The 25,290-nt window shown below is 69.6% G+C and carries 22 protein-coding genes and 1 riboswitch; of the genes, 17 read left to right on the top strand and 5 right to left on the bottom strand.

Annotated elements, in window-relative coordinates; translation table 11 throughout:
• Positions 1–106: 106 nt before the first annotated feature.
• From M5362_RS19475 to M5362_RS19455, 5 genes are all read left to right on the top strand, one after another.
• A complete protein-coding gene (locus M5362_RS19475; RefSeq protein ID WP_260228875.1) occupies positions 107–904 on the top strand; it encodes a PspA/IM30 family protein in 798 nt (265 codons plus the stop codon).
• A gap of 28 nt (positions 905–932) precedes the next feature.
• On the top strand, positions 933–1,211 hold the full coding sequence (locus tag M5362_RS19470) for a hypothetical protein (protein ID WP_260228874.1): 279 nt from the start codon (positions 933–935) through the stop codon (positions 1,209–1,211).
• An 87-nt stretch (positions 1,212–1,298) separates the two neighbouring features.
• Positions 1,299–2,525 carry a sensor histidine kinase gene (locus M5362_RS19465; RefSeq protein WP_260228873.1) on the top strand — a complete coding sequence of 409 codons (1,227 nt, stop codon included), beginning with the start codon at positions 1,299–1,301 and terminating at the stop codon, positions 2,523–2,525.
• Positions 2,522–3,214, top strand: coding sequence for a response regulator transcription factor (locus M5362_RS19460; RefSeq protein WP_260228872.1), 693 nt, complete (start codon positions 2,522–2,524; stop codon positions 3,212–3,214). The genes M5362_RS19465 and M5362_RS19460 overlap by 4 nt, the downstream gene beginning before the upstream one ends.
• Before the next feature lie 148 nt (positions 3,215–3,362).
• Positions 3,363–6,521 carry an efflux RND transporter permease subunit gene (locus M5362_RS19455; RefSeq protein WP_260228871.1) on the top strand — a complete coding sequence of 1,053 codons (3,159 nt, stop codon included), beginning with the start codon at positions 3,363–3,365 and terminating at the stop codon, positions 6,519–6,521.
• A 67-nt stretch (positions 6,522–6,588) separates the two neighbouring features.
• On the opposite strand, the gene nadA is transcribed toward M5362_RS19455, so the two are convergent.
• Positions 6,589–7,770 (bottom strand): quinolinate synthase NadA, encoded by a 1,182-nt coding sequence (nadA, locus tag M5362_RS19450; RefSeq protein WP_260228870.1) that lies wholly within the window; start codon positions 7,768–7,770, stop codon positions 6,589–6,591.
• 261 nt (positions 7,771–8,031) lie between these two features.
• Here nadA and M5362_RS19445 point away from each other — a divergent pair, with 261 nt between their 5' ends.
• Entirely contained in the window at positions 8,032–8,388 is a 357-nt protein-coding gene (locus M5362_RS19445; RefSeq protein WP_018848827.1) for an iron-sulfur cluster assembly accessory protein, read from the top strand.
• A gap of 82 nt (positions 8,389–8,470) precedes the next feature.
• Here M5362_RS19445 and M5362_RS19440 read toward each other — a convergent pair whose 3' ends face one another.
• Positions 8,471–9,922, bottom strand: a complete 1,452-nt coding sequence (locus M5362_RS19440; RefSeq protein WP_260228868.1) for a hypothetical protein — start codon at positions 9,920–9,922, stop codon at positions 8,471–8,473.
• An 86-nt stretch (positions 9,923–10,008) separates the two neighbouring features.
• Positions 10,009–10,215 carry a hypothetical protein gene (locus tag M5362_RS19435; protein ID WP_260228867.1) on the bottom strand — a complete coding sequence of 69 codons (207 nt, stop codon included), beginning with the start codon at positions 10,213–10,215 and terminating at the stop codon, positions 10,009–10,011.
• A 133-nt stretch (positions 10,216–10,348) separates the two neighbouring features.
• On the opposite strand from M5362_RS19435, the gene M5362_RS19430 reads away from it, so the two are divergent.
• Complete coding sequence (locus M5362_RS19430; RefSeq protein ID WP_260228866.1) at positions 10,349–11,323, top strand: carbohydrate kinase family protein; 975 nt, start codon at positions 10,349–10,351, stop codon at positions 11,321–11,323.
• Between the two features lie 30 nt (positions 11,324–11,353).
• On the opposite strand, the gene M5362_RS19425 is transcribed toward M5362_RS19430, so the two are convergent.
• A complete protein-coding gene (locus tag M5362_RS19425) occupies positions 11,354–12,736 on the bottom strand; it encodes a cysteine desulfurase/sulfurtransferase TusA family protein (protein ID WP_260228865.1) in 1,383 nt (460 codons plus the stop codon).
• A gap of 285 nt (positions 12,737–13,021) precedes the next feature.
• Between M5362_RS19425 and coxB the strand changes: the two genes are divergently transcribed.
• The 4 genes from coxB to M5362_RS19405 all read left to right on the top strand — a co-directional run bounded on the left by coxB (position 13,022) and on the right by M5362_RS19405 (position 17,512).
• Positions 13,022–14,017 carry a cytochrome c oxidase subunit II gene (gene coxB, locus M5362_RS19420; protein WP_374214492.1) on the top strand — a complete coding sequence of 332 codons (996 nt, stop codon included), beginning with the start codon at positions 13,022–13,024 and terminating at the stop codon, positions 14,015–14,017.
• Positions 14,014–15,750 carry a cytochrome c oxidase subunit I gene (gene ctaD, locus M5362_RS19415; protein ID WP_260228863.1) on the top strand — a complete coding sequence of 579 codons (1,737 nt, stop codon included), beginning with the start codon at positions 14,014–14,016 and terminating at the stop codon, positions 15,748–15,750. Before coxB ends, ctaD begins: the two co-directional genes overlap by 4 nt.
• Positions 15,747–16,145, top strand: a complete 399-nt coding sequence (locus tag M5362_RS19410) for a cytochrome c oxidase subunit 4 (protein ID WP_260228862.1) — start codon at positions 15,747–15,749, stop codon at positions 16,143–16,145. Before ctaD ends, M5362_RS19410 begins: the two co-directional genes overlap by 4 nt.
• A 113-nt stretch (positions 16,146–16,258) precedes the next feature.
• A complete protein-coding gene (locus tag M5362_RS19405; protein ID WP_260228861.1) occupies positions 16,259–17,512 on the top strand; it encodes an Ig-like domain-containing protein in 1,254 nt (417 codons plus the stop codon).
• A 3-nt stretch (positions 17,513–17,515) separates the two neighbouring features.
• Here M5362_RS19405 and M5362_RS19400 read toward each other — a convergent pair whose 3' ends face one another.
• Complete coding sequence (locus M5362_RS19400) at positions 17,516–17,917, bottom strand: hypothetical protein (RefSeq protein ID WP_260228860.1); 402 nt, start codon at positions 17,915–17,917, stop codon at positions 17,516–17,518.
• 177 nt (positions 17,918–18,094) lie between these two features.
• Between M5362_RS19400 and M5362_RS19395 the strand changes: the two genes are divergently transcribed.
• From M5362_RS19395 to M5362_RS19370, 6 genes are all read left to right on the top strand, one after another.
• Positions 18,095–18,715: a heme-copper oxidase subunit III gene (locus M5362_RS19395; protein WP_260228859.1), complete on the top strand. Its 621-nt coding sequence runs from the start codon at positions 18,095–18,097 to the stop codon at positions 18,713–18,715.
• A gap of 67 nt (positions 18,716–18,782) precedes the next feature.
• Complete coding sequence (locus M5362_RS19390; RefSeq protein WP_260228858.1) at positions 18,783–19,592, top strand: c-type cytochrome; 810 nt, start codon at positions 18,783–18,785, stop codon at positions 19,590–19,592.
• Positions 19,589–20,641, top strand: a complete 1,053-nt coding sequence (locus M5362_RS19385) for a Rieske (2Fe-2S) protein (protein ID WP_260228857.1) — start codon at positions 19,589–19,591, stop codon at positions 20,639–20,641. Before M5362_RS19390 ends, M5362_RS19385 begins: the two co-directional genes overlap by 4 nt.
• A complete protein-coding gene (locus M5362_RS19380) occupies positions 20,638–22,263 on the top strand; it encodes a cytochrome bc complex cytochrome b subunit (protein ID WP_260228856.1) in 1,626 nt (541 codons plus the stop codon). Before M5362_RS19385 ends, M5362_RS19380 begins: the two co-directional genes overlap by 4 nt.
• A gap of 129 nt (positions 22,264–22,392) precedes the next feature.
• Entirely contained in the window at positions 22,393–23,457 is a 1,065-nt protein-coding gene (trpD, locus tag M5362_RS19375; RefSeq protein ID WP_260228855.1) for an anthranilate phosphoribosyltransferase, read from the top strand.
• A gap of 109 nt (positions 23,458–23,566) precedes the next feature.
• Positions 23,567–23,683, top strand: a riboswitch (SAM riboswitch).
• Positions 23,684–23,871: 188 nt separating this feature from the next.
• Positions 23,872–25,266 (top strand): aminotransferase class V-fold PLP-dependent enzyme, encoded by a 1,395-nt coding sequence (locus tag M5362_RS19370; RefSeq protein ID WP_260228854.1) that lies wholly within the window; start codon positions 23,872–23,874, stop codon positions 25,264–25,266.
• Positions 25,267–25,290 lie beyond the last annotated feature (24 nt).

Here is a 25,290-nt window from a genome sequence, read left to right as displayed (position 1 = left end):
GGAGCACATCCGCCCCCGAACAGTGCGTCAATGGAGACAGGGCCCGTACTGTGGATCCTGTTGGAGTGCTTGAGCCGAGTCCGTCAGAAGGGGGCGCGCGAAGCCCATGAGCGGTGTCATGAAGCGTATGGGGATGATCTTCCGCGCGAAGGCAAACAAGGCCCTTGACCGGGCCGAGGATCCGCGCGAGACCCTCGATTACTCCTACCAGAAGCAGCTGGAGCTGCTGCAGAAGGTCCGGCGGGGTGTCGCCGACGTGGCGACCTCGCGCAAGCGGCTCGAACTGCAGCTGAACCAGCTCCAGGGCCAGTCCGCGAAGCTGGAGGACCAGGGCCGCAAGGCGCTGGCGCTCGGCCGCGAGGACCTGGCCCGCGAGGCGCTGTCCCGGCGGGCGGCGCTCCAGCAGCAGGTGAGCGACCTGGAGGTGCAGCACCAGACGCTGCAGGGCGAGGAGGAGAAGCTCACCCTGGCCGCGCAGCGCCTGCAGGCCAAGGTGGACGCCTTCCGCACGAAGAAGGAGACGATCAAGGCGACGTACACGGCTGCCCAGGCGCAGACCCGTATCGCCGAGTCCTTCTCCGGCATCTCGGAGGAGATGAGCGACGTCGGCGTGGCCATCCAGCGCGCCGAGGACAAGACGGCCCAGCTCCAGGCGCGGGCCGGCGCGATCGACGAGCTGCTCGCCTCGGGCGCGCTCGACGACCAGTCGGGCCTGGCCAAGGACGACATCCAGGCCGAGCTGGACCGGCTGTCCGGCGGTACGGACGTCGAGCTGGAGCTCCAGCGGATGAAGGCGGAGCTGGCCGGTGGCCCCTCGGCCTCGAAGCAGGCCATCGAGGGCGGCAACGGCGCGGCCGCGCCGCAGGACCAGCAGCAGTCCCACCCCCGCTTCGACAAGCAGTAGCGAGCGGGACGAGCCCGAAGGACGCGTCATGATCGTACGGATCATGGGGGAGGGCCAGTGGAAGCTGGCCGACAGCCACGTCGTCGAGCTGAACAGGCTGGACGACGACCTGCTCGCGGAGATGGAGTCGGGGGACGACGAGGGCTTTCACCGGACTCTGTCCGCGTTGCTCGACGAGGTCCGCCGGATCGGCGAGCCACTCCCCGACGACGCCCTTGAGCCCTCCGAACTGATCCTGCCGGCGCCGGACGCGACCCTCGAAGAGGTGCGCGAGATGCTCTCCGACGACGGACTGATCCCGGGCTGAGCCGCACGACTCCAACACGCCGGTGCCCCGCCCCCTCCGCGGAGGGAGCGGGGCACCGGCGCGTCGCACCCCGTACCGTTGCCTGTCGTGACCACCCTCGACAGCGGCTTCCAGCGGGCCCGGCAGTGGCTGCGGGCGCACCCCCTCGCCTTCGACGGGGCCCTCGCTCTCGGCGTGCTCGCCTGCATGATCACGGCCTCCTTCGCCGACCCGCACGGCAGCCCCAACGGCCCCACCTTCGGCGACCGCACTCCCGACGCGAGCAGCGTGCTCCTCATGGTGCTCGGCGCCGGCGCCCTCGTCCTGCGGCGCCGCGACCCCCTCGCCGTCCTCGCCTTCACGGGCGGTGTCACCCTCGTCGAGCTGATCACCGACAACAGCCCCGCCCCCGTCACGATGAGCGCCGTCATCGCGCTCTTCACGGTCGCCTCCCGCACCGACCGCCCCACCACCTGGCGCGTCGGCCTCATCACGATGGCCGTGCTGACCTGCGCCGCGATGCTCTTCGGGCCCACCCCCTGGTACGCCCAGGAGAACCTGGGCATCTTCGCCTGGACCGGCATGGCCGCGGCCGCGGGCGACGCCGTCCGCAGCAGGCGCGCCTTCGTCGACGCCATACGCGAGCGGGCCGAGCGCGCCGAGCGGACCCGGGACGAGGAGGCCAAGCGCCGGGTCGCCGAGGAACGCCTGCGGATCGCCCGTGATCTGCACGACGTCGTCGCCCACCACATCGCGCTGGTCAACGTCCAGGCCGGAGTCGCCGCCCACGTCATGGACAAGCGGCCCGACCAGGCCAAGGAGGCCCTGGCCCACGTCCGGGACGCCAGCCGGTCCGCCCTCAACGAGCTGCGCGCCACGGTCGGCCTGCTGCGCCAGTCCGGCGACCCCGAGGCCCCCACCGAGCCGGCCCCCGGTCTCACCGTCCTCGACGAGCTCCTCGCCACCTTCCGCCACGCCGGGCTGCCGGTCGAGCTGGCGCGCGCCGGCGAGGACGCAGCGCTCCCCGCGGCCGTCGACCTCGCCGCGTACCGGATCATCCAGGAGGCGCTGACCAACGTGCAGAAGCACGCGGGCCCGGACGCCAAGGCCGAGGTGAGCGTCGTCCGGGTGGGCCGGACCGTTGAGATCACGGTCCTCGACGACGGCGTGCCGCAGCAGGAGCCGGCCGCCGACACCGGCGGCCACGGGCTGATCGGCATGCGGGAGCGCGTCACCGCCCTCGGCGGCACCCTGACCGCGGCACCCCGCTACGGCGGAGGCTTCCGGGTCCAGGCGATACTGCCCGCAACGGCCCGTACGGGGGAGGACACATGACCATCCGGGTGCTGCTCGCCGACGACCAGGCCCTGCTCCGCAGCGCCTTCAAGGTGCTCGTGAACTCCGAACCGGACATGGAGGTCGTCGCCGAGGCCGCGGACGGGGCCGAGGCCGTCGCGCTCGCCCGCTCCACCCGGGCCGACGTCGTCCTGATGGACATCCGGATGCCGGGTACGGACGGGCTCGCCGCCACCCGGCTGATCACCGCGGACCCGGAGCTGTCCGACGTACGGATCGTCATGCTGACCACCTTCGAGGTGGACGAGTACGTCGTGCAGTCGCTCCGGGCCGGGGCCTCCGGCTTCCTCGGAAAAGGGGCGGAGCCGGAGGAACTGCTCAACGCCATCCGTATCGCCGCCGCCGGGGACGCCCTGCTCTCGCCCGTCGCGACCAAAGGACTGATCGCCAAGTTCCTGGCACAGGGCGGCAGTTCGGACCCGGCGGGCGGCGAGGACGCACCGGGGTACTCCGAGCGGCTCGCGGCCCTCACCACCCGCGAACGCGAGGTCCTCGTCCTCGTCGCCGGCGGGCACTCCAACGACGAGATCGCCGAACGCCTGGAGGTCAGCCCCCTCACGGTGAAGACCCATGTCAACCGGGCCATGGCGAAACTGGGCGCGCGGGACCGGGCCCAGTTGGTGGTCACGGCCTACGAGTCGGGGCTGGTACGTCCAAGGGTGGAGTGAGGGAGTACGTCGGCGTACTCCAGACGCGGTATGCGCGGGATAAGGATTTGGACCCGGGGGCCGAGGATCCGGCGCTTCCCATGGCTGATGGTGTAGGCGGGCAGCCATCACCGCCCGCCTGCCGAGCACGCCACAGAAGAGAGACCCCATGTCCTGGCTGTCCAGATTCAGCCTCGCGCAACGGGCCCTGATCGGGCTGATGTCCATCGTCGCCATCGTCTTCGGGGCGATAGCCATCCCGCAGCTGAAGCAGCAACTGCTGCCGTCGATCGAGCTCCCGATGGTCTCGGTCCTCGCCCCCTACCAGGGCGCGTCTCCCGACGTGGTCGAGAAGCAGGTCGTCGAGCCGCTCGAGTCCACGATCAAGGCGGTCGACGGCATCAAGGGGGTCACCTCCACCGCCTCCGAGGGCAACGCCGTCATCATGGCCACCTTCGACTACGGGGACGAGGGCACCAAGCAGCTCGTCGCCGACGTCCAGCAGGCCGTGAACCGGGCGCGCGTGGCGCTCCCGGACGGTGTCGACCCGCAGGTCGTCGCCGGTTCCACCGACGACATCCCGACCGTCGTCCTCGCCGTCACCTCCGACAAGGACCAGCAGGCGCTCGCCGCCCAGCTGGAGCGCACGGTCGTCCCCGCCCTGGAGGACATCGACGGCGTCGGCCAGGTCTCGGTCGACGGCGTCCAGGACCTCCAGGTCTCGGTCACCCCCGACGACGCCGAGCTGGCCAAGGCGGGCCTCAGCACCGTGAAGGTCGCCGAGGCCATCCGCTCCGGCGGCGGAACGGTACCGGCCGGTTCCTTCTCCGAGGACGGCAAGAGCCGTACGGTCCAGGTCGGCGGCGGCTTCACCTCGCTCCAGCAGATCCAGGACCTGCGCATCAAGCCCGAGAAGGGCCGGGCCGTCCGCCTCGCCGACGTGGCCGACGTGCGGCAGGAGGAGTCCTCCCGGGTCTCCATCACCCGTACGAACGGCAAGGCCAGCCTCGCCGTGATGGCCACCATGGACAACGACGGCAGCGCCGTCGCCATCTCCGAGGCGGTCCAGGACAAGCTGCCCGACCTCCGCAAGGACCTCGGCGCGGGCGCCGAGCTGACCGTCGTCTCCGACCAGGGACCCGCCGTCTCCAAGTCGATCTCCGGTCTGACCACGGAGGGCGCGCTCGGCCTCGTCATGGCCGTCCTGGTGATCCTGGTCTTCCTCGCCTCGATCCGCTCCACCCTGGTGACCGCGGTCTCCATCCCGCTCTCGGTCGTCCTGGCCCTGATCGTGCTGTGGACCCGCGACCTCTCGCTCAACATGCTGACGCTGGGCGCCCTCACCATCGCCATCGGCCGGGTCGTCGACGACTCGATCGTGGTCCTGGAGAACATCAAGCGGCACCTCGGCTACGGGGAGGAGCGCCAGGCGGCGATCCTCACGGCGGTCCGCGAGGTCGCGGGCGCCGTGACCTCCTCCACGCTCACCACCGTCGCGGTCTTCCTGCCCATCGGTCTGGTCGGCGGCATGGTCGGCGAGCTGTTCGGCTCGTTCAGCCTGACGGTCACCGCGGCCCTGCTCGCCTCGCTCCTGGTCTCGCTCACAGTCGTCCCGGTCCTCTCGTACTGGTTCCTGCGCGCCCCCAAGGGCACGTCCGAGGACCCGGACGAGGCCCGGCGCCGAGCCGAGGAGAAGGAGAACAGGAGCCGGCTGCAGCGGCTGTACGTCCCGGTCCTGCGCTTCGCGACCCGTCGCCGCCTCACCAGCGTGGCGATCGCGATCGTCGTCCTGCTCGGCACCTTCGGCATGGCCCCGCTCCTGAAGACCAACTTCTTCGACCAGGGCGAGCAGGAGGTCCTGAGCATCAAGCAGGAGCTGGCTCCGGGCACCAGCCTCGCGGCGGCCGACCAGGCCGCGCAGAAGGTCGAGAAGGTCCTCTCGACCACCGACGGCGTGAAGGACTACCAGGTCACCGTCGGCTCCTCGGGCTTCATGGCCGCCTTCGGCGGCGGCACCGGCGCCAACCAGGCCTCGTACCAGGTGACGCTGGAGGACTCGGCGTCGTACGAGAAGACCCGCGACGCCATCGACGAGGCCCTCGGCACGCTCGACGGCATCGGCGACACGACGATCGCGGCGGGCGACGGCTTCGGCAGCCAGGACCTGAGCGTCGTGGTCAAGGCCTCCGACGCCGCCACCCTGAAGAAGGCGTCCGAGGCGGTCAAGGCCGAGGTCGCCGGGCTCGACGACGTCACCGACGTCCAGAGCGACCTGTCGCAGTCCGTGCCGCGGATCTCCGTCAAGGCCAACGCGAAGGCGGCGGACCTCGGCTTCGACGACACGACGCTCGGTACGGCCGTCGCGCAGGCGGTCCGCGGCACCCCGGCCGGCAAGGCGATCCTCGACGACACCGAGCGGGACATCGTCCTGACCTCGGCGAACCGGGCCACCACCATGGCGGGCCTGAAGGCGCTGCCGCTCGGCCCGGTCAAGCTCGGCGACATCGCCGAGGTGAAGCTCGTCCCGGGCCCGGTCTCGATGACCCGGATCGACGGCTCGCGGGCCGCGACGATCACGGCCAAGCCGACCGGTGACAACACCGGCGCGGTCAGCACGGCGCTCCAGTCGAAGATCAACGCGCTCGACCTCCCGGAGGGCGCGACCGCGTCCATCGGCGGTGTCTCCGAGGACCAGTCCGAGGCGTTCGTCAACCTGGGCCTGGCGATGCTCGCGGCGATCGCGATCGTCTTCATGCTCCTGGTCGCGACCTTCAGGTCCCTGGTCCAGCCGCTGATCCTGCTGGTGTCGATCCCGTTCGCGGCGACCGGCGCGATCGGTCTGCTCGTGCTCACGGGCACGGCGATGGGCGTCCCGGCGATGATCGGCATGCTGATGCTCATCGGCATCGTGGTCACCAACGCGATCGTCCTGATCGACCTGATCAACCAGTACCGCTCGCAGGGCCTGGGCATCGTCGAGGCGGTCGTCGAGGGCGGCCGCCACCGTCTGCGCCCGATCCTGATGACGGCCCTGGCGACGATCTTCGCGCTGCTTCCGATGGCGCTCGGCATCACCGGCGAGGGCGGTTTCATCGCCCAGCCGCTGGCGGTGGTGGTGATCGGCGGTCTGATCACCTCGACGCTGCTGACGCTGCTGCTCGTCCCGACGCTCTACGCGATGGTGGAGCTCCGCAAGGAGCGCCGTGCGAAGAAGAAGGCGGCGAAGAAGGCGGCGAGGAAGGCGAAGCGGGACGGCACGCTCGACAACCCGGAGCAGCCGGACACGACCCCCGCGGACGCGACGCTGCTGGACGCGCTCGACATCTGACGCCCACACGCACGAAGGGCGCCCCGCGAGTCCGCGGGGCGCCCTTCGTGCGGCCAGGTGGCGTGCCTTACGGCAGCGCGAGCATCCGCTCCAGCGCCAGCTTCGCGAAGCTCTCCGTCTCCTTGTCGACCTGGATCCGGTTGACCAGGTTGCCCTCGGCCAGCGACTCCAGCGCCCACACCAGGTGCGGCAGGTCGATCCGGTTCATCGTCGAGCAGAAGCAGACCGTCTTGTCGAGGAAGACGACCTCCTTGTCCGGGTGAGCGGCGGCCACGCGGCGGACCAGGTTCAGCTCCGTGCCGATCGCCCACTTCGAGCCGGCCGGGGCCGCCTCCAGCGTCTTGATGATGTACTCCGTCGAGCCGACGTAGTCCGCGGCGGCCACGACCTCGTGCTTGCACTCCGGGTGCACCAGCACGTTCACGCCCGGGATCCGCGCGCGGACGTCCTCGACCGAGTCCAGCGAGAACCGGCCGTGCACCGAGCAGTGACCCCGCCACAGGATCATCTTGGCGTCCCGCAGCTGCTCGACGGTGAGGCCGCCGTTCGGCTTGTGCGGGTTGTACAGGACGCAGTCGTCCAGCGTCATGCCCATCTCCCGCACGGCCGTGTTCCGGCCCAGGTGCTGGTCGGGCAGGAACAGGACCTTCTCGCCCTGCTCGAAGGCCCAGTCGAGGGCGCGCTTGGCGTTGGACGAGGTGCAGATCGTGCCCCCGTGCTTGCCTGTGAAAGCCTTGATGTCGGCCGAGGAGTTCATGTACGAGACGGGCACGACCTGCTCGGCTATCCCGGCCTCGGTCAGGACGTCCCAGCACTCCGCGACCTGCTCGGCGGTGGCCATGTCGGCCATCGAGCAGCCGGCCGCGAGGTCCGGCAGGACGACCTTCTGGTCGTCCGTGGTGAGGATGTCGGCCGATTCGGCCATGAAGTGCACACCGCAGAAGACGATGTACTCGGCCTCCGGGCGCGCGGCGGCGTCGCGGGCGAGCTTGAAGGAGTCGCCCGTGACGTCGGCGAACTGGATGACCTCGTCGCGCTGGTAGTGGTGGCCGAGGACGAAGACCTTGTCCCCGAGCTTCTCCTTGGCGGCGCGGGCGCGCTCCACCAGGTCCGGGTCGGAGGGCGACGGAAGGTCGCCGGGACACTCCACTCCGCGCTCGCTCTTGGGGTCGGCCTCGCGGCCGAGCAGCAGGAGGGCGAGCGGCGTCGGCTGGACGTCCAGGGGCTGGGCGGTGGTCACGTCACGCACCCTTTCTTTCTACGGAAGACCTTTTCGTCTAAATGACACTATCTATCATAACCGCTTCACGTCAGTTTGACGATGTCCATAGTGTCGATGTGACGAATTCGCGGTCCACGGATCGGATCTTGCCGTTCGCCGGTCCGGGAGCGGGTGTGCGAGCATGAAGGGGAAAAGACGTGAAGCCGAGCCCTGCCCCGGAATGAATCCCGGGTCCCGCCGGTTGGAACCGTCGGCAAGCAGTCTCCGTACAACCCGGGAGAGAAGCAGATGTCCGTATCGGACGAGAAGACCACTGTCAGCGACGGCATCCTCCTGTCTGACGCCGCCGCGGCCAAGGTCAAGGCCCTGCTCGACCAGGAAGGCCGCGACGACCTCGCGCTGCGCGTCGCCGTACAGCCCGGCGGCTGCTCCGGCCTGCGCTACCAGCTCTTCTTCGACGAGCGTTCGCTCGACGGCGACGTCGTCAAGGACTTCGACGGTGTCAAGGTCGTCACCGACCGCATGAGCGCCCCGTACCTGGGCGGCGCCTCGATCGACTTCGTCGACACCATCGAGAAGCAGGGCTTCACGATCGACAACCCGAACGCCACGGGTTCCTGCGCCTGCGGCGACTCGTTCAGCTGAGTCGCGTCAGCCGTACGTACGAAGGCGGCCGCCCCGGATCTCCGGGGCGGCCGCCTTCGTACGTGCTGGGGCGCCGCCGTGCTCAGGTGCGGGGGACGGGCTCCCCGCTCGGCGCGTCCACGACCGTCCGGCCGCCCAGCGGCTGCTGAAGGGTCACCGTCCGGGTCACCTCCACCGCGATGGCGATGCACGCCCTGCCCGGGTCCATCGGCTTCTCCGTCACCCGCACGGTGACCTTGTCGGCGCTCTCCGCGGCCGTCGCCGTGTACTCGTTGCACACGCCGCCCCAGAAGGTCACCGACAGCTTCGTGCCGGTGCCGTCGACGCGGTACGACTGGAGCTGCCGCACGGGCTCCGTGCCCCGGTCCGGGTCCGGCGTCGGGGTGGGCGTGGGGCTCGGCTTCGCCGGGGGCGCCAGGTGCTCCGGCGCCACCGCCGTCGTCGCGACCGTGTGGGGCTTCGCCCCCGGCTCCGCCTCGACCTGGAACAGCCACGACGGCACGAGCGCCCGCTCGCCGTCCACGAACTGCGACGCGAGCCCCAGGACCGCCCCCGTGACCGCCAGCTCCTTCGGCTCGGTCTCCGGCTTGCAGGTCGTCGACGGAGCGTCCGAGCCGTCCTCCGTGCCGGCCGGCGGGGCCGTCGCGCAGCCGCCGATACCGATCGAGCCCGGACCCGCCGACGCCTTGTTCAGCTCCTCGAGGGCCTTCTCGGCGCCGATCACCGGATAGACGGCGCCTTTCGCCGGCTCCTTCAGCTGCCCGCTGCCCGCGACCAGTTCACCGCCGGGGCCGACATGGAGCCCGGTCGACCAGCCGTACGTCGGCAGCCCGCCCACGACCGGATCGGCGTTGACGACCCGTACCGACCCCATCAGCTGGCCGGTGTCCAGCTTCGCGTCCTCCTGGCCGATCGCCTTCAGCACCGGCGTGGCCGCCGCGCGCGCCGCCGCCTCGCTCACCGGCCCGCCGCTCGGGGGCTTCACCTCGCCCGGCGGCGGACACGCCTTGCCCTTGAGACAGGTGTCGCCGGCCGGACCCCCGTCGTACCGCGAGAAGGTCCAGCTGCCCGGGGCCTCGGCGGCCACGTCGAGCCGCAGCCCGGACCCGTCCTTCTCCGGCGCGATCTTCCAGACCTCGCCCTCCAGCCGCGGCGCGCCCGCGATGCCCAGGGCCTTGGCCAGCCGGGTCACCTCCGCGGCGGTGACCCGCCCCTCGGGCCGGTGGACCGCGGCCGAGGAGGGCCCGTCGGGAAGGGGGCCCTCGGCCTTGTACACGGCCCTGCCGCCGTTGGGGTCGGGCTCGCCCGGCGCGATGCCGGGCCCGCCGTCCGTGCCCCCCGTGCCCGCCGCGCCGCTCTTTCCGTCGAGGCGCAGCGGCGGGGGAGCGGCCGCGCCCGAGGGCCGGGCGTCGCCCTCGGACGACGCCGCGGTCGCGAGATAGACCCCGCCGCCGCCGGCCAGCAGGACGCTCGCCGCCACCGAGGCCACGAGCAGCGGCCGGTGCCGCATCCGCCGGTTCTCCGTACCGCTCACCGCATCGCTCCTTCGTCCCTGACCCGGAAGACATCTCCCCGGGAGACATCATTGGGACGGAATGGGCGAGCGGGTGGTTCCGTCCCTCAGACGCCGTATTCGGACGTGGCGTCGATCAGCCGCGCCGAAGCGGGCGGCACGACCACGCCGTGGATGCGTGCGGGGGAGACCGGGGCCGGGGCGGCCGCCGCGGGAACCACCCAGTGGGGGGCCATCCGCGCACTGTCGCCACACAGCTGGGCCAGGCTGAACTCGGACTCCTGATGCTCACGAGGAGCGGGGTACGTGGACATACGCGCACCGTATGCACGTCATGGCTCCGGGGAAAAGACCTACTCTGGGGTAGTTTCCACTGTTCGGCAGTGGCCCTCCCAGCCGGTAGCGTGAACTGTCAACCCCTTTCCGTCCCGCCAGGAGCGCCCAGCCGTGCGTATCGCAGTCACCGGCTCCATCGCCACCGACCACCTCATGACCTTCCCCGGCCGGTTCGCAGACCAGCTCGTAGCGGACCAGCTGCACACGGTCTCCCTCTCCTTCCTCGTCGACAACCTCGACATCCGGCGGGGAGGCGTGGGCCCGAACATCTGCTTCGGCATGGGCCAGCTCGGCGGCAACCCGATCCTCGTGGGTGCGGCCGGCTACGACTTCGACGAGTACCGCGCCTGGCTCGACCGGCACGGCGTGGACACCGGATCGGTGCGGATCTCCGAGGTCCTGCACACCGCCCGCTTCGTGTGCACCACGGACAGGGACCACAACCAGATCGGCTCCTTCTACACGGGCGCGATGAGCGAGGCCCGGCAGATCGAGCTGAAGGCCGTCGCCGACCGCGTGGGCGGCCTCGACCTCGTCCTGATCGGCGCCGACGACCCCGAGGCGATGCTGCGCCACACGGAGGAGTGCAAGGCGCGGGGCATCGCGTTCGCGGCGGACTTCTCCCAGCAGATCGCCCGGATGGACGGCCAGGAGATCCGCACGCTCCTGGACGGGGCCACGTACCTCTTCTCCAACGAGTACGAGAAGGGCCTCATCGAGTCCAAGACGGGCTGGACCGACGAGGAGATCCTGGGCCGGGTCGGCCACCGGGTCACCACCCTCGGCTCGCGCGGTGTGCGCATCGAGAGCGCGGGCGGGGAGACCATCGAGGTCGGCTGCGCCGAGGAGGACGCCAAGGTCGACCCGACGGGCGTCGGCGACGCGTTCCGCGCCGGCTTCCTGACGGGCCTGTCGTGGGGCGTCGGCCTGGAGCGGGCGGCCCAGGTCGGCTGCATGCTCGCCACGCTGGTGATCGAGACCCTGGGCACCCAGGAGTACACGCTGCGCCGCGCGAACTTCATGGAGCGCTTCACCAAGGCGTACGGGGACGAGGCCGCGGCCGAGGTCCAGACGCACCTGGGCTGAGCCACGGGGGCTCCGCCCGCGGCGGAGCCCCTACGCCACCCGGCGCACGACGTACGCCGACCCGCCCTTCGGGGACGGCTCCTCGCCCACGTACTCCTGGCCGCGCATCTCGCACCAGGCCGGGATGTCCAGGCGGGCCGCCTCGTCGTCGGCCAGGACCGTGACCGTGCCGCCCAGCGGCACGTCGCCGATCACCTTCGCCAGTTCGATCACCGGGATCGGGCAGCGCTTGCCCAGGGCGTCGACCACGAGCGACCCCGAGCCGCCCGGGGACGTCACCGCCTCCGGCGCCCCGAGCCGCTCCCGTACCTGCGCGACCACCCCCGGCAGCACCGTCAGGAAACGGTCCACGTCCTCCTCCGACGTGCCCGTCGGCAGGGACACCCGGACGTTCCCCTCGCTCAGCACGCCCATCGCGCGCAGCACATGGCTGGGCGTCAGCGTCGAGCTCGTGCACGACGAACCGGACGAAACGGAGAAACCCTCCCGGTCCAGCTCGTGCAGCAACGTCTCTCCGTCGACATAGAGACAGGAGAAGGTGACGAGGTGGGGGAGCCGGCGCACCGGGTCGCCCACGACCTCCACATCGGGCACCAACTCCGGCACCCGCGCCCGGATCCGGTCCACAAGCCCCCGCAGCCGCGCCCCCTCGGCCTCCGCCTCCGCCCGCACGGCCCGCAGCGACGCCGCGGCGGCCACGATCGCCGGCAGGTTCTCGAACCCGGCCGCCCGCCCCGACTCCCGCTCGTCCGCCGGGCCTTGGGGGGAGAAGCGGACACCCTTGCGGACCGCCAGCAGGCCCACCCCCGCCGGACCGCCCCATTTGTGCGCACTCGCCGCCAGCAGCGACCAGGCCCCCTCGACCGGCCCCCACGCCAGCGACTGCGCCGCGTCCACGAGCAGCGGAACCCGCGCCGCCCCGCACGCCTCCGCGGCCTCCGCCACCGGCTGCTCCGTCCCCACCTCGTGGTTCGCGGACTGCAGACACGCCAGCGCCGTGCCCGGCTCCAGGGCCGCCGCGAAGGCGGCGGCCTCCACCGCTCCGGACCGGCCCACCGGCACCTCCGTCAGCGACCCGCCCGCAGCGGCGTGGGCCTCGCCGGCGTGCAGTACGGAGGAGTGCTCGACCGCCGAGACCACCAGCCGGGTCCCGACACGCCGACGCCCCGCGAGCGCGCCGGAAATTCCGGAGTGCACCGCCCGCGTCCCCGAAGGAGTGAACACCAGCTCGTCGGGGCGGCAGCCCACGGCCTCCGCCGCGGCCTCACGCGCCGCGTCGAGCAGCATCCTGGCCCGCCGCCCCTCGCGGTACAGCCGGGCCGGGTCGGCCCAGCCCTCGTCCAGGGAGGCAAGCAGCGCCTGGCGGGCGACGGGGTGGAGCGGGGCGGAGGAGGCGGCGTCGAAGTAGGGCACTCGAATACGCTAGCCCGCGATCCGTAATCCCCCGTCAGATGCCCCGCCCGAACCGTCGATCGCCGCACGTCCGGAGGGTCGCGACCCGCCTCCGGAGGCCAGGAGTCCACCCCTTCGGGGAGTCGGACGGCGCGTTGGGCACCCTCCCCGCGCGACCCCAAATAGCGTCCAGTAGGGTTTGGTCCGCATAAACATCCAAACCCCTGCCCGCGGCCGGGGCGGCGACCGACCAGCGAGGCGGCCGTAGCCGACCAGCGCGGGCCGAGACTCTCGGGAAGGCGCTACGTGAGTCCCAACGGCTCCGACCTCCCCCGCAGCCAAGGCGCGGGTGGTACCCCCACGTCTCGGCGCCCGATGCGGCGGAAGCTGCCGCAGGTGCTGACTGCGGGCCTGATCCTGGCGACAGCCACCGGCTGCTCGTACAACTGGGAAGACTTCCCCCGCCTTGGTATGCCCACCCCCGTCACGGAGGAGGCTCCCACGATCCTCTCCCTCTGGCAGGGATCGTGGGCGGCCGCGCTCGTCACGGGCGTGCTGGTGTGGGGGCTGATCCTGTGGTCCGTCATGTTCCACCGGCGCAGCCGCACCAAGGTCGAGGTACCTCCTCAGACGCGGTACAACATGCCCATCGAGGCGCTGTACACGGTTACTCCACTCATCATCGTGTCGGTGCTCTTCTACTTCACCGCACGTGACGAGTCGAAGCTCCTGTCGCTCGCCGACAAGCCGGCCCACACGATCAACGTGGTCGGCTACCAGTGGAGCTGGGGCTTCAACTACATCGAGAACGTGCCCGGGGTGGAGGGTGACGCGCAGACGGCCCCGAACCTCGACGCCATTCCGGACAAGTTCCAGGACGACTTCCCGGCCAACGCCGGCGGTGTCTACGACGCCGGTATCCCCGGTGACCGGAACCCGCAGACCGGCAACCCGGGTCCGACCCTGTGGCTGCCCAAGGGCGAGAAGGTCCGGTTCGTCCTGACCTCCCGTGACGTCATCCACTCCTTCTGGGTGGTCCCCTTCCTGATGAAGCAGGACGTCATCCCGGGGCACACCAACGCCTTCGAGGTGACCCCGAACCAGGAGGGCACCTTCCTCGGAAAGTGCGCCGAGCTGTGCGGTGTCGACCACTCCCGGATGCTCTTCAACGTCAAGGTGGTCTCTCCGGAGCGCTACCAGCAGCACCTGAAGGAGCTGGCGGAGAAGGGGCAGACCGGCTACATCCCGTCTGGCATTGAGCAGACGGACCCGGCCAGGAATGCGGAGAAGAACCAACTGTGAGCATCCTCAACGAACCCCAGGGTGCAGCCGCGGCCGAGGACTCGTACGAGAACGAGCTCCCGGTACGCCGCAAGCAGCCCGGCAGCGTCGTGATCAAGTGGCTGACCACCACCGACCACAAGACGATCGGCACGATGTACCTGGTCACGTCGTTCCTCTTCTTCTGCATCGGCGGTGTGATGGCGCTCTTCATGCGCGCCGAGCTGGCCCGTCCGGGCACGCAGATCATGTCGAACGAGCAGTTCAACCAGGCGTTCACGATGCATGGCACCGTCATGCTGCTGATGTTCGCGACGCCGCTGTTCGCCGGATTCGCGAACTGGATCATGCCGCTGCAGATCGGCGCGCCCGACGTGGCGTTCCCGCGGCTGAACATGTTCGCGTACTGGCTGTACCTCTTCGGCTCGCTCATCGCCGTGGGTGGCTTCCTCACCCCGCAGGGTGCGGCCGACTTCGGCTGGTTCGCCTACTCCCCGCTGTCGGACGCCGTCCGCTCGCCGGGTGTCGGCGCCGACCTCTGGATCATGGGTCTGGCCTTCTCCGGCTTCGGCACGATCCTCGGCTCGGTCAACTTCATCACCACGATCATCTGCATGCGCGCTCCGGGCATGACGATGTTCCGCATGCCGATCTTCACCTGGAACGTGCTGCTGACCGGTGTGCTGGTCCTGCTCGCCTTCCCGGTCCTCGCCGCCGCGCTCTTCGCGCTGGAGGCCGACCGTAAGTTCGGCTCGCACATCTTCGACGCGTCCAACGGCGGCGCGCTGCTGTGGCAACACCTCTTCTGGTTCTTCGGCCACCCAGAGGTGTACATCATCGCGCTGCCGTTCTTCGGCATCGTCTCCGAAGTGATCCCGGTCTTCAGCCGCAAGCCGATGTTCGGCTACATCGGTCTGGTGGCCGCGACCATCGCGATCGCCGGTCTCTCCGTGACCGTGTGGGCCCACCACATGTACGTCACGGGCGGCGTGCTGTTGCCGTTCTTCTCCTTCATGACGTTCCTCATCGCCGTACCGACCGGTGTGAAGTTCTTCAACTGGATCGGAACGATGTGGAAGGGCTCGCTGTCCTTCGAGACACCGATGCTCTGGACGATCGGCTTCCTGGTCACCTTCACCTTCGGTGGTCTGACCGGCGTCATCCTGGCCTCGCCGCCGATGGACTTCCACGTCTCCGACTCGTACTTCGTCGTCGCGCACTTCCACTACGTCGTCTTCGGCACCGTGGTCTTCGCGATGTTCGCCGGCTTCCACTTCTGGTGGCCGAAGTTCACCGGCAAGATGCTGGACGAGCGGCTCGGCAAGATCACCTTCTGGACGCTGTTCATCGGCTTCCACGGCACGTTCCTGGTGCAGCACTGGCTGGGTGCCGAGGGCATGCCGCGTCGCTACGCGGACTACCTCGACGCCGACGGCTTCACCGCGCTGAACACGATCTCGACGATCTCCTCGTTCCTGCTCGGTCTGTCGATCCTGCCGTTCATGTACAACGTCTGGAAGACCGCCAAGTACGGCAAGAAGATCGAGGTCGACGACCCGTGGGGTTACGGCCGTTCGCTGGAGTGGGCCACCTCCTGCCCGCCCCCGCGGCACAACTTCCTCACCCTGCCGCGGATCCGCTCCGAATCCCCGGCGTTCGACCTGCACCACCCTGAGATCGCCGCTCTCGACCAGCTCGAGAACAAGCCGCACGAGGCCGAGGCCCTCACCGGCAGCAAGGAGGCCGGCAAGTGAAGATCCAGGGCAAGATGTTCATCTGGCTGAGCGTCTTCATCCTCGCCATGGCGATCCTCTATGGCGTGTGGTCGAAGGAGCCGGTCGGCACCACGGCGCTCTTCCTGGCCTTCGGCCTCGCCATCATGATCGGCTACTACCTGGCCTTCACGGCCCGGCGGGTCGACGCCATGGCGCAGGACGACAAGGAGGCCGACGTCGCGGACGAGGCCGGCGAGGTGGGCTTCTTCGCCCCCCACAGCTGGCAGCCGCTCTCGCTTGCCTTCGGTGGTGCGCTCGCCTTCCTCGCCGTCGCGATGGGCTGGTGGATCCTGTACTTCTCGGCTCCGCTGATCCTGGTCGGTCTGTTCGGCTGGGTGTTCGAGTTCTACCGCGGTGAGAACCAGAACCAGTAGCAGTACCCCGTAACACCCCGAGGGGCCCGGACACTTCGTCACCCGAAGTGGCCGGGCCCCTCGTTTGCAGCACTCGGCGCGCTGGGCGCGAGGAATGTTCTTACGGTGATGTCATGAACGACACGCCGCGCATTCGGACTGTTCTGAGCTGCACTCTTCTGGCCCTCTTGGTCACCGCCGGCGCCGGTGCCTGCGCGGGCACCGACGGCCACCCGCTCTCGACGAAGCCCTACGACGCCGCGGATCAGGTCTCCTTCAGCGCCCCGGGCGAAGGCAGGAAGGCCGACCCCGACAAGGCGCTGGAGATCACGGCCAAGGGCGCCGACGGCCGCATCACCGATGTCACGGCCGTCGACGCCTCCGGGCACCACCTGGCGGGCGAACTCACCGCGGACGGCCTCCTCTGGCGCTCCACGGGCTCCCTGACGGCGGGTGCCGTCTACACCGTCAAGGTGTCCACGGAGGACCAGGACGGTGCTCCGGGCACCCGTACGTTCACCTTCGAGACCGCCCCGGCCAAGCGGGCCCTGACGGTCGCGTTCGGCCCGGAGGCCGGCAAGTACGGCGTCGGGCAGCCCATCACGGCCGACCTCAGCCTCCCGGTCAAGGACCGGGCCGCCCGGCAGGTCGTCGAACGGGCGCTGAAGGTGCGCTCCACGCCGGCCGTCGAGGGCTCCTGGCACTGGGTGGACGACAAGAAGCTGCACTTCCGCCCGAAGGAGTACTGGCCCGCGGGCGCGTCGATCTCGGTCACCGGCAACCTCGCGGGCGTCAAGGTCGGCGACAAGCTCTACGGCGGGGACTCGAAGCCGCTGAAGCTGACGATCGGCGACCGGATCGAGGCCGTCGCGGACGCGGGCTCGTACTCCATGACCGTGCGGCGCAACGGAGAAGTGATCAAGACCATGCCGGTGACCACCGGCAAACCGGGCTTCTCCACCCGTAACGGCATCAAGGTCGTGCTCGGCAAGGAGTACTACGTCCGGATGCGGGGCACCAGCGTCGGCATCGCGGAGGGCAGCTCGGAGTCGTACGACCTACCCGTCTACTACGCGACACGGGTCACCTGGAGCGGTGAGTACGTCCACGCCGCGCCCTGGTCCGTGGGCTCGCAGGGGTTCGCGAACGTCAGCCACGGCTGTGTCGGCATGTCGACGGGGAACGCGGCCTGGTTCTTCGAGACCGTGCGTCCCGGCGACATCGTGAAGACCGTCAACAGCATCGGCGACACGATGGACCCGTTCGGGAACGGCTTCGGCGACTGGAACCTGGAGTGGGCGGAATGGCGCCAGGGCAGCGCCCTGGTGGCCGACACCAAGAGCGCCGCCCACCAGCCCGACCCGACCCGCCTACAGCCCTCTATCTAGCCCTCAGGCGTCGATGGACAGGCGCGAGCGGAGGAGGGCCGCCAGGGACGCCGCGAACTCGACCGGTTCCACCGGAAGAGTGACGGCGGCGTCCGCGCGGCTCCAGGTGGCCAGCCACGCGTCCTGCGGGCGGCCGATCAGGAGCAGCACCGGCGGGCAGCGGAAGACCTCGTCCTTGATCTGCCGGCACACCCCCATGCCGCCCGCCGGCACCGCCTCGCCGTCCAGGACGCAGGCGTCGACACCGCCCTCCTCGAGCCGCTTGAGCACGGCCGGGAGTGTCGCGCACTCGATGAACTCGACCGGCGGAACGTCGGCCGCGGGCCTGCGACCCGTTGCCAGCCGCACCTGTTCCCGCGTGTTGGCGTCGTCGCTGTAGACCAGGACCGTGGCGCTCGACTGCATCGTTCCTCCGTGAAGGTCATCAACCGATGCGCGGGATGCTACTCCGTCCCACACCCCGTCAACACCGGTACGACACCGGTTGGGAGGCCACTTCGATGGGCCGTTCGGGCTGGACAGAGGCCCCTGACACTCCGAACGGCACCCCCGGGAGTGAGGGCGGGATAAGCGACCGACATAATGTCGGTCGTGGCGACAGTAACGACAGTAGATACCGGGCACGCGCACCCGTCGGTCAATCGACCGAACCTCACCAGCGTCGGAACCATCATCTGGCTGAGTTCCGAGCTGATGTTCTTCGCGGCCCTCTTCGCGATGTACTTCACCCTGCGATCGGTGACCGGTCCCGAGTTCTGGGCGGAAAAGGCCGACGCCTTGAACTTCCCGTTCTCGGCGACCAACACCACGATCCTGGTGCTCTCCTCCCTCACCTGCCAGCTCGGCGTCTTCGCCGCCGAGCGGGGCGATGTGAAGAAGCTCCGGACGTGGTTCATCATCACGTTCGTGATGGGTGCGATCTTCATCGGCGGCCAGGTCTTCGAGTACACCGAGCTGGTCAAGCACGAGGGGCTCTCGCTCTCGTCGGACCCGTACGGCTCGGTGTTCTACCTGACCACCGGCTTCCACGGCCTGCACGTGACGGGCGGTCTCATCGCCTTCCTGCTGGTCCTGGGCCGGACGTACGCCGCAAAGAGGTTCACTCACGAGCAGGCAACCGCCGCCATCGTCGTGTCCTACTACTGGCACTTCGTCGATGTCGTCTGGATCGGCCTCTTCGCCACGATCTACATGATCAAGTAATCGGGTCCCGGGACCCGAGCACATCCAGCAAGCATCGACGCAGAAGATCCTGACACCGGGGTAATCCGTGAAAAAGCTCTCCGCACGACGACGCCATCCGTTGGCGGCGGTCGTCGTCCTACTCCTCGCGCTGGCGGCCACCGGGGGGCTGTACGCCGCGTTCGCGCCCGCGGGCACGGCGAAGGCCGATGAAACCGCCCAGTCCCTCGCCATCGAGGAGGGCCAGAAGCTCTACGCCGTCGGCTGCGCAAGCTGCCACGGAACCGGCGGTCAGGGCACCTCTGACGGCCCGTCCCTGGTAGGCGTCGGCTCGGCCGCCGTGGACTTCCAGGTCGGCACGGGCCGCATGCCGGCCCAGCAGCCGGGCGCCCAGGTGCCGAAGAAGAAGGTCATCTACACGCAGGCTGAGATCGATCAGCTCGCGGCGTACATCTCCTCCCTCGGCGCCGGCCCGATCACTCCGAAGGCGAGCCAGTACAGCCCCGACGGTGCCGACATCGCCCGGGGTGGCGACCTGTTCCGTTCCAACTGTGCCCAGTGCCACAACTTCACCGGTGAGGGCGGCGCGCTGACGCACGGCAAGTACGCCCCGAACCTCGAAGGCGTGAGCCCGAAGCACCTGTACGAGGCCATGCAGACCGGCCCGCAGAACATGCCCTCCTTCCCGGACACGACCATGCCGGAGAAGGAGAAGAAGGACATCATCGCGTACGTCCAGGCCGTCAACGGCGAAAAGGCCGACAGCCCCGGCGGGCTCTCGCTCGGCGGCCTCGGCCCGGTCAGCGAGGGTCTGTTCGCATGGGTGTTCGGTCTGGGTGCGCTGATCGCAGTTGCCGTCTGGGTCGCGGCCCACACCGCTAAGGCCAAGAAGTCATGAGTAGCCAAGAGATTCCAGAAGAGAACCTGCCCGCTGAGCAGGACACCGCGCACGGCGCGGTGAAGGTCCTCGACGACCCGTTCGCGGACCCGGGCCTTCCGCCCCACAAGCCGCGCATCCAGGACATCGACGAGCGGGCCGCCCGGCGGTCCGAGCGTGCGGTCGCCTTCATGTTCACGCTGTCGATGCTGGCCACCGTCGGCTTCATCGCCTCGTACGTGATCTTCCCGGTCGACAAGATCGTCTACATCTGGCCGTTCGGCCGGGTGAGCGCGCTCAACTTCGCCCTGGGTCTCACCCTCGGCGCGGCGCTCTTCTTCATCGGCGCGGGCGCGGTCCACTGGGCCCGCACCCTGATGTCCGACGTGGAGATCGCCGACGAGCGTCACCCGATCCAAGCGTCGCCGGAGACCAAGGCGAAGGTCATGGCGGACTTCGCGGCCGGTGCCGCCGAGTCCGGCATGGGCCGCCGGAAGCTGATCCGCAACACGATGTTCGGCGCGCTGTCGCTCGTACCGCTCTCCGGTCTCGTGCTGCTGCGTGACATGGGCCCGCTGCCCGAGAAGAAGCTCCGGACCACTCTGTGGGCCAACGGCAAGCAGCTCATCAACATGAACACGCACGAGCCGCTGCGTCCCGAGGACGTCGCGGTCGGTTCGCTGACCTTCGCGATGCCCGAGGGTCTGTCGGAGCACGACCACGACTTCCAGGTCCAGATCGCCAAGGCCGCCCTGATGATCGTCCGGATCCAGCCGGACGACATCAAGGACAAGCGCGAGCTGGAGTGGTCGCACGAGGGCATCGTCGCCTTCTCGAAGATCTGCACCCACGTGGGCTGCCCGATCTCGCTGTACGAGCAGCAGACGCACCACGTGCTCTGCCCGTGCCACCAGTCCACCTTCGACCTCTCCGACGGCGCCCGCGTCATCTTCGGCCCGGCCGGTCACGCCCTTCCGCAGCTGCGGATCGGTGTGAACGACAAGGGCAACCTTGAGGCGCTCGGCGACTTCGACGAGCCCGTCGGCCCTGCCTTCTGGGAGCGCGGATGAGCACTGTGACCGATTCGAAGAAGAAGGCACCCGCCGGCGAGCGGGTGGCCGACTGGGCCGACGGCCGCCTGGGGATCTACTCCCTGGCCAAGGCCAACATGCGGAAGATCTTCCCGGACCACTGGTCCTTCATGCTCGGTGAGATCTGCCTCTACAGCTTCCTCATCATCATCCTGACGGGCGTCTACCTGACGCTGTTCTTCCACCCGTCGATGAACGAGGTGGAGTACCACGGCAGCTACGTCCCGCTCCAGGGACAGCTGATGTCCGAGGCGTTCAACTCGACCATGCACATCTCCTTCGATGTGCGCGGTGGTCTGCTCATCCGGCAGATCCACCACTGGGCGGCGCTGATCTTCCTCGCCGGCATGTTCGTGCACATGATGCGCGTGTTCTTCACGGGTGCGTTCCGCAAGCCGCGTGAGATCAACTGGCTGTTCGGCTTCCTGCTGTTCTTCCTGGGCATGTTCACCGGCTTCACCGGTTACTCGCTCCCGGACGACCTGCTCTCCGGCACCGGTGTCCGCTTCATGCAGGGCGCGATCCTGTCCGTCCCGGTCATCGGCACGTACCTGTCGATGTTCCTGTTCGGCGGGGAGTTCCCCGGCGGCGACTTCGTGGCCCGGTTCTACTCGGCGCACGTCCTGCTGCTGCCCGGCATCATGCTGGGTCTGGTGGTCGCCCACCTGATCCTGGTCTTCTACCACAAGCACACGCAGTTCGAGGGCCCCGGCCGTACGAACAAGAACGTCGTGGGCATGCCGCTGCTGCCGGTCTACATGGCCAAGGCCGGAGGCTTCTTCTTCCTGGTCTTCGGTGTCATCGCGGTCATCGCGGCGATCGCCTCGATCAACCCGATCTGGGCGCTCGGCCCGTACCGCCCGGACCAGGTGTCCACCGGCGCCCAGCCCGACTGGTACATGGGCTTCGCCGAAGGCCTGATCCGTGTCATGCCGGGCTGGGAGATCAACCTCTGGGGCCACACGCTCGTCCTGGGCGTGATGATCCCGCTGGCGATCTTCCCGGCGGTCCTCGCGGCCATCGCGGTCTACCCGTTCATCGAGTCCTGGATCACCGGCGACAAGCGCGAGCACCACATCGCGCAGCGCCCGCGCAACGCTCCGACGCGCACCGCCTTCGGTGTCGCCTGGATCACCGCGTACATGATCATGCTCGTCGGTGGTGGAAACGACCTCTGGGCCACCCACTTCCACCTGTCGATCAACTCGATCACCTGGTTCGTCCGGATCTTCTTCTTCCTCGGGCCGGTCATCGCGTTCATCGTCACCAAGCGGATCTGTCTCGGCCTGCAGCGCCGCGACAAGGACAAGGTGCTGCACGGACGCGAGTCCGGCATCATCAAGCGCCTGCCGCACGGTGAGTTCGTCGAGGTCCACCAGCCGCTCAGTCAGGGCGAGCTGTACAAGCTCACGGCGCACGAGCAGAACCAGCCGGCCGAGATCGGCCCGCTGGTCGACGAGAACGGCGTCGAGCGCAAGGTCGGCCCCATGGAGAAGCTCCGCGTCAAGCTCAACAAGAGCTACTACGGCGAGGACAGCCAGATCGCCAAGCCGACCGCGGAGGAGTACAAGGAGATCACCAGCGGCCACGGCCACCACTGATCACCTGATCCACCTGACCTGAAGGTCGCCACAGCGGGAGCCCCGTCCATTCGATGGACGGGGCTCTTTGCCGTCCCCGTGGGTCGATAGGGTGGTGCCGTATCCGTCACACACTGACCAGGAGCTGCCATGAGCGCTGCGACCCCCGCTGGAGGACCTACGTCGGCGGGCCGCTCCTGGCCCGTCGTGCTGGAAGGGCTGCTGACCGGCCGCGACCAGAGCGCCGAGGACACCGCCTGGGCGATGGACCGCATCCTGCGGGGCGAGGCCACCGACGCCCAGATCGCCGGCTTCGCCGTGGCCCTGCGCGCCAAGGGCGAGACCGTCGAGGAGATCTCCGGTCTCGTCGAGACGATGTACGAGCACGCCCATGTGATCGAGGTCCCCGGCCCGTCCGTGGACATCGTCGGCACCGGCGGCGACGGCGCCAAGACCGTCAACATCTCCACGATGTCGGCGATCGTCGTGGCCGGCACGGGCGCCAAGGTCGTCAAGCACGGCAACCGCGCCGCGTCCAGCGCCAGCGGCGCCTCGGACGTCCTGGAGAAGCTGGGCGTCAATCTCCAGCTGACCCCGCAGCGGGTGGTCGAGGTCGCGGAGGAGGCCGGGATCACCTTCTGCTTCGCGGTGAAGTTCCACCCGGCGCTGCGCCATGTGGCGGCCGCCCGCAAGGAGCTCGGTATCCGGACCACCTTCAACTTCCTCGGTCCGCTCACCAACCCGGCCCGGGTCAGGGCCCAGGCGACCGGCGTCGCCGACGCCCGGATGGCGCCGATCATGGCGGGCGTGCTCGCCGCGCGCGGCTCCTCCGCGCTGGTCTTCCGCGGGGACGACGGCCTGGACGAGCTGACGACCACCGCCACCTCGCGGGTGTGGGTGGTACGGGGCGGACAGGTGCGCGAGGAGGCCTTCGACCCGAGAGACGTCGGCATCGAACTCGTACCGGTGGAGGCGCTGCGCGGCGCCGACGCCTCGTACAACGCCGACGTGGCCCGCCGGCTGCTCGCGGGCGAGACCGGTCCGGTACGGGACGCGGTGCTGCTGAACTCGGCGGCGGCGCTCGTGGCGCTCCACCCGGGGCAGGGCACCCTGGTGGAGCAACTGCGCGAGGGAATCGCACGGGCCGCGGAGTCGATCGACTCCGGGGCGGCGCGGAAGGCGCTGGAGCGCTGGATCACGGCCAGCAACGCGTAGCGCGCCCGGCGCGCGCAGGGAGGGGCCCGACAGATGTCGGGCCCTTTTCACGTCCCGGATTCCGGACACGGGTTGCGCCGACGCGATCACGTGGCATAGCTTCTGGGCAGGTCATGAGTGACAGCTACGAAGCCCCGGCTTGCTGTCCGGCAACCCTCCGTCCGTGGCGGGGTGCCCCGGGTGAAGACCAGGCCGTAGGCAGCGAGGTCTACGGCAAGCGCGGACCCCTGAGACACCCTGGGGTCCTGGTCCTCAAGGGAGCAGTCTCGTGAGCAAGCGAATGCGCTAGGGCCTTCGGCCCCCTTTCCCATCCTCCGCACGAACACCGTGCGTCGAGGCCACACCCGTATGCGGCACCCCACTTCGCGCTGCCCTGCGGGCCCTTCGCTGCCCTTCCTGCCAGGAGATACCGCCATGTCCGCGTACCCGAACGCCGCTGCCGCCACCGTCACCGACTCCGAGGCCGCCGACCCCTGCTGTGCCGCCCCGCTCCCGGTCCTCGGGCGGGACGTCACCGTTCCGCTCGTGACCGGGGGCGAGGTCACCTACGCCGCGCTCGACTACGCCGCCAGCGCGCCGGCCCTGCAGCGGGTCTGGGACGACGTCGCCGCGTACGCCCCGTACTACGGCAGCGTCCACCGCGGCGCCGGGTACCTCTCGCAGCTCTCCACCGACCTCTTCGAGAGCAGCCGGGTCACCGTCTCCGAGTTCCTCGACTGCCGCCCCGGCGACCAGGTCGTCTTCACCCGCTCCACCACCGACTCGCTCAACCTGCTCGCCGCCGTGATCCCCGCCGGTTGCGAGGTCTTCGTCTTCGAGACCGAGCACCACGCCTCGCTCCTGCCGTGGAAGGACGCCCGGGTCACCTACCTCAACGCCCCGCGCACACACGCCCAGGCCGTCGAGACCCTGGAGCGCGCCCTCGCCGACCGCGACCCTTACGGCCCCGCCCTCGTCTGTGTCACGGGCGCTTCCAACGTCACCGGCGAGCTGTGGCCGGTGAAGGAACTGGCCGCCGCCGCGCACGCGCACGGCGCCCGGATCGTCCTCGACGCCGCCCAGCTCGCGCCCCACCACGCCGTGTCCGTACGGGAGTTGGACGTCGACTGGGTCGCCTTCTCCGGTCACAAGCTGTACGCCCCGTTCGGCTCCGGCGTCCTCGCCGGCCGCGCCGACTGGCTCCAGGAGGCCGAGCCGTACCTCGCCGGCGGCGGCGCTTCCAAGAAGGTCGCCCGCCGCGCCGACGGCGGTGTCGACGTCGAGTGGCACACCACCGCCGCCCGCCACGAGGCCGGTTCGCCGAACGTCATCGGCGTCTACTCCATCGCCTCCGCCTGCAAGGCGCTCACCGAGGCCGGGTTCGACACCCTCGTCGCCCGTGAGAGGCACCTGATCGACACGGTCCGGGAGGGCCTCGCCGAAGTCCCCGAGGTGAAGGTGCTCTCGCTCTTCGGCGACGACTCCCCGCGCGTCGGCGTCATCTCCTTCGTCGTCGAGGGCTGGAACAGCTCCCACTTCGCCGCCGCGCTCTCCGCCGAGTACGGCATCGGTGTCCGCGACGGCCTCTTCTGCGCCCACCCGCTGGTCCGCACCCTGCTCGGCAGCGACCCGCAGACCCAGGGCGAGTGCGGCGCCCCCGAGGCCGCGCCCGGCGAGAAGTCCCTCAACGCCATCCGCGTCAGCTTCGGCGCCGGTACGCCCGACGAGCACGTGGAGCGTTTCGTGCGGGCCGTGAAGGAGCTCGTCCGCGACGGCGCGCAGTGGAAGTACCGCACCGAGGACGGCCGTTGCGTGCCGGACCGCGGCTGAGTACCCACTCGTACGGGTGAAGGG

Source organism: Streptomyces sp. Je 1-79 (assembly GCF_025195125.1).
Classification (GTDB): domain Bacteria; phylum Actinomycetota; class Actinomycetes; order Streptomycetales; family Streptomycetaceae; genus Streptomyces.
Note: the sequence above shows the minus strand (reverse complement) of the source record. Positions and strands in the feature narration are given on the sequence as shown.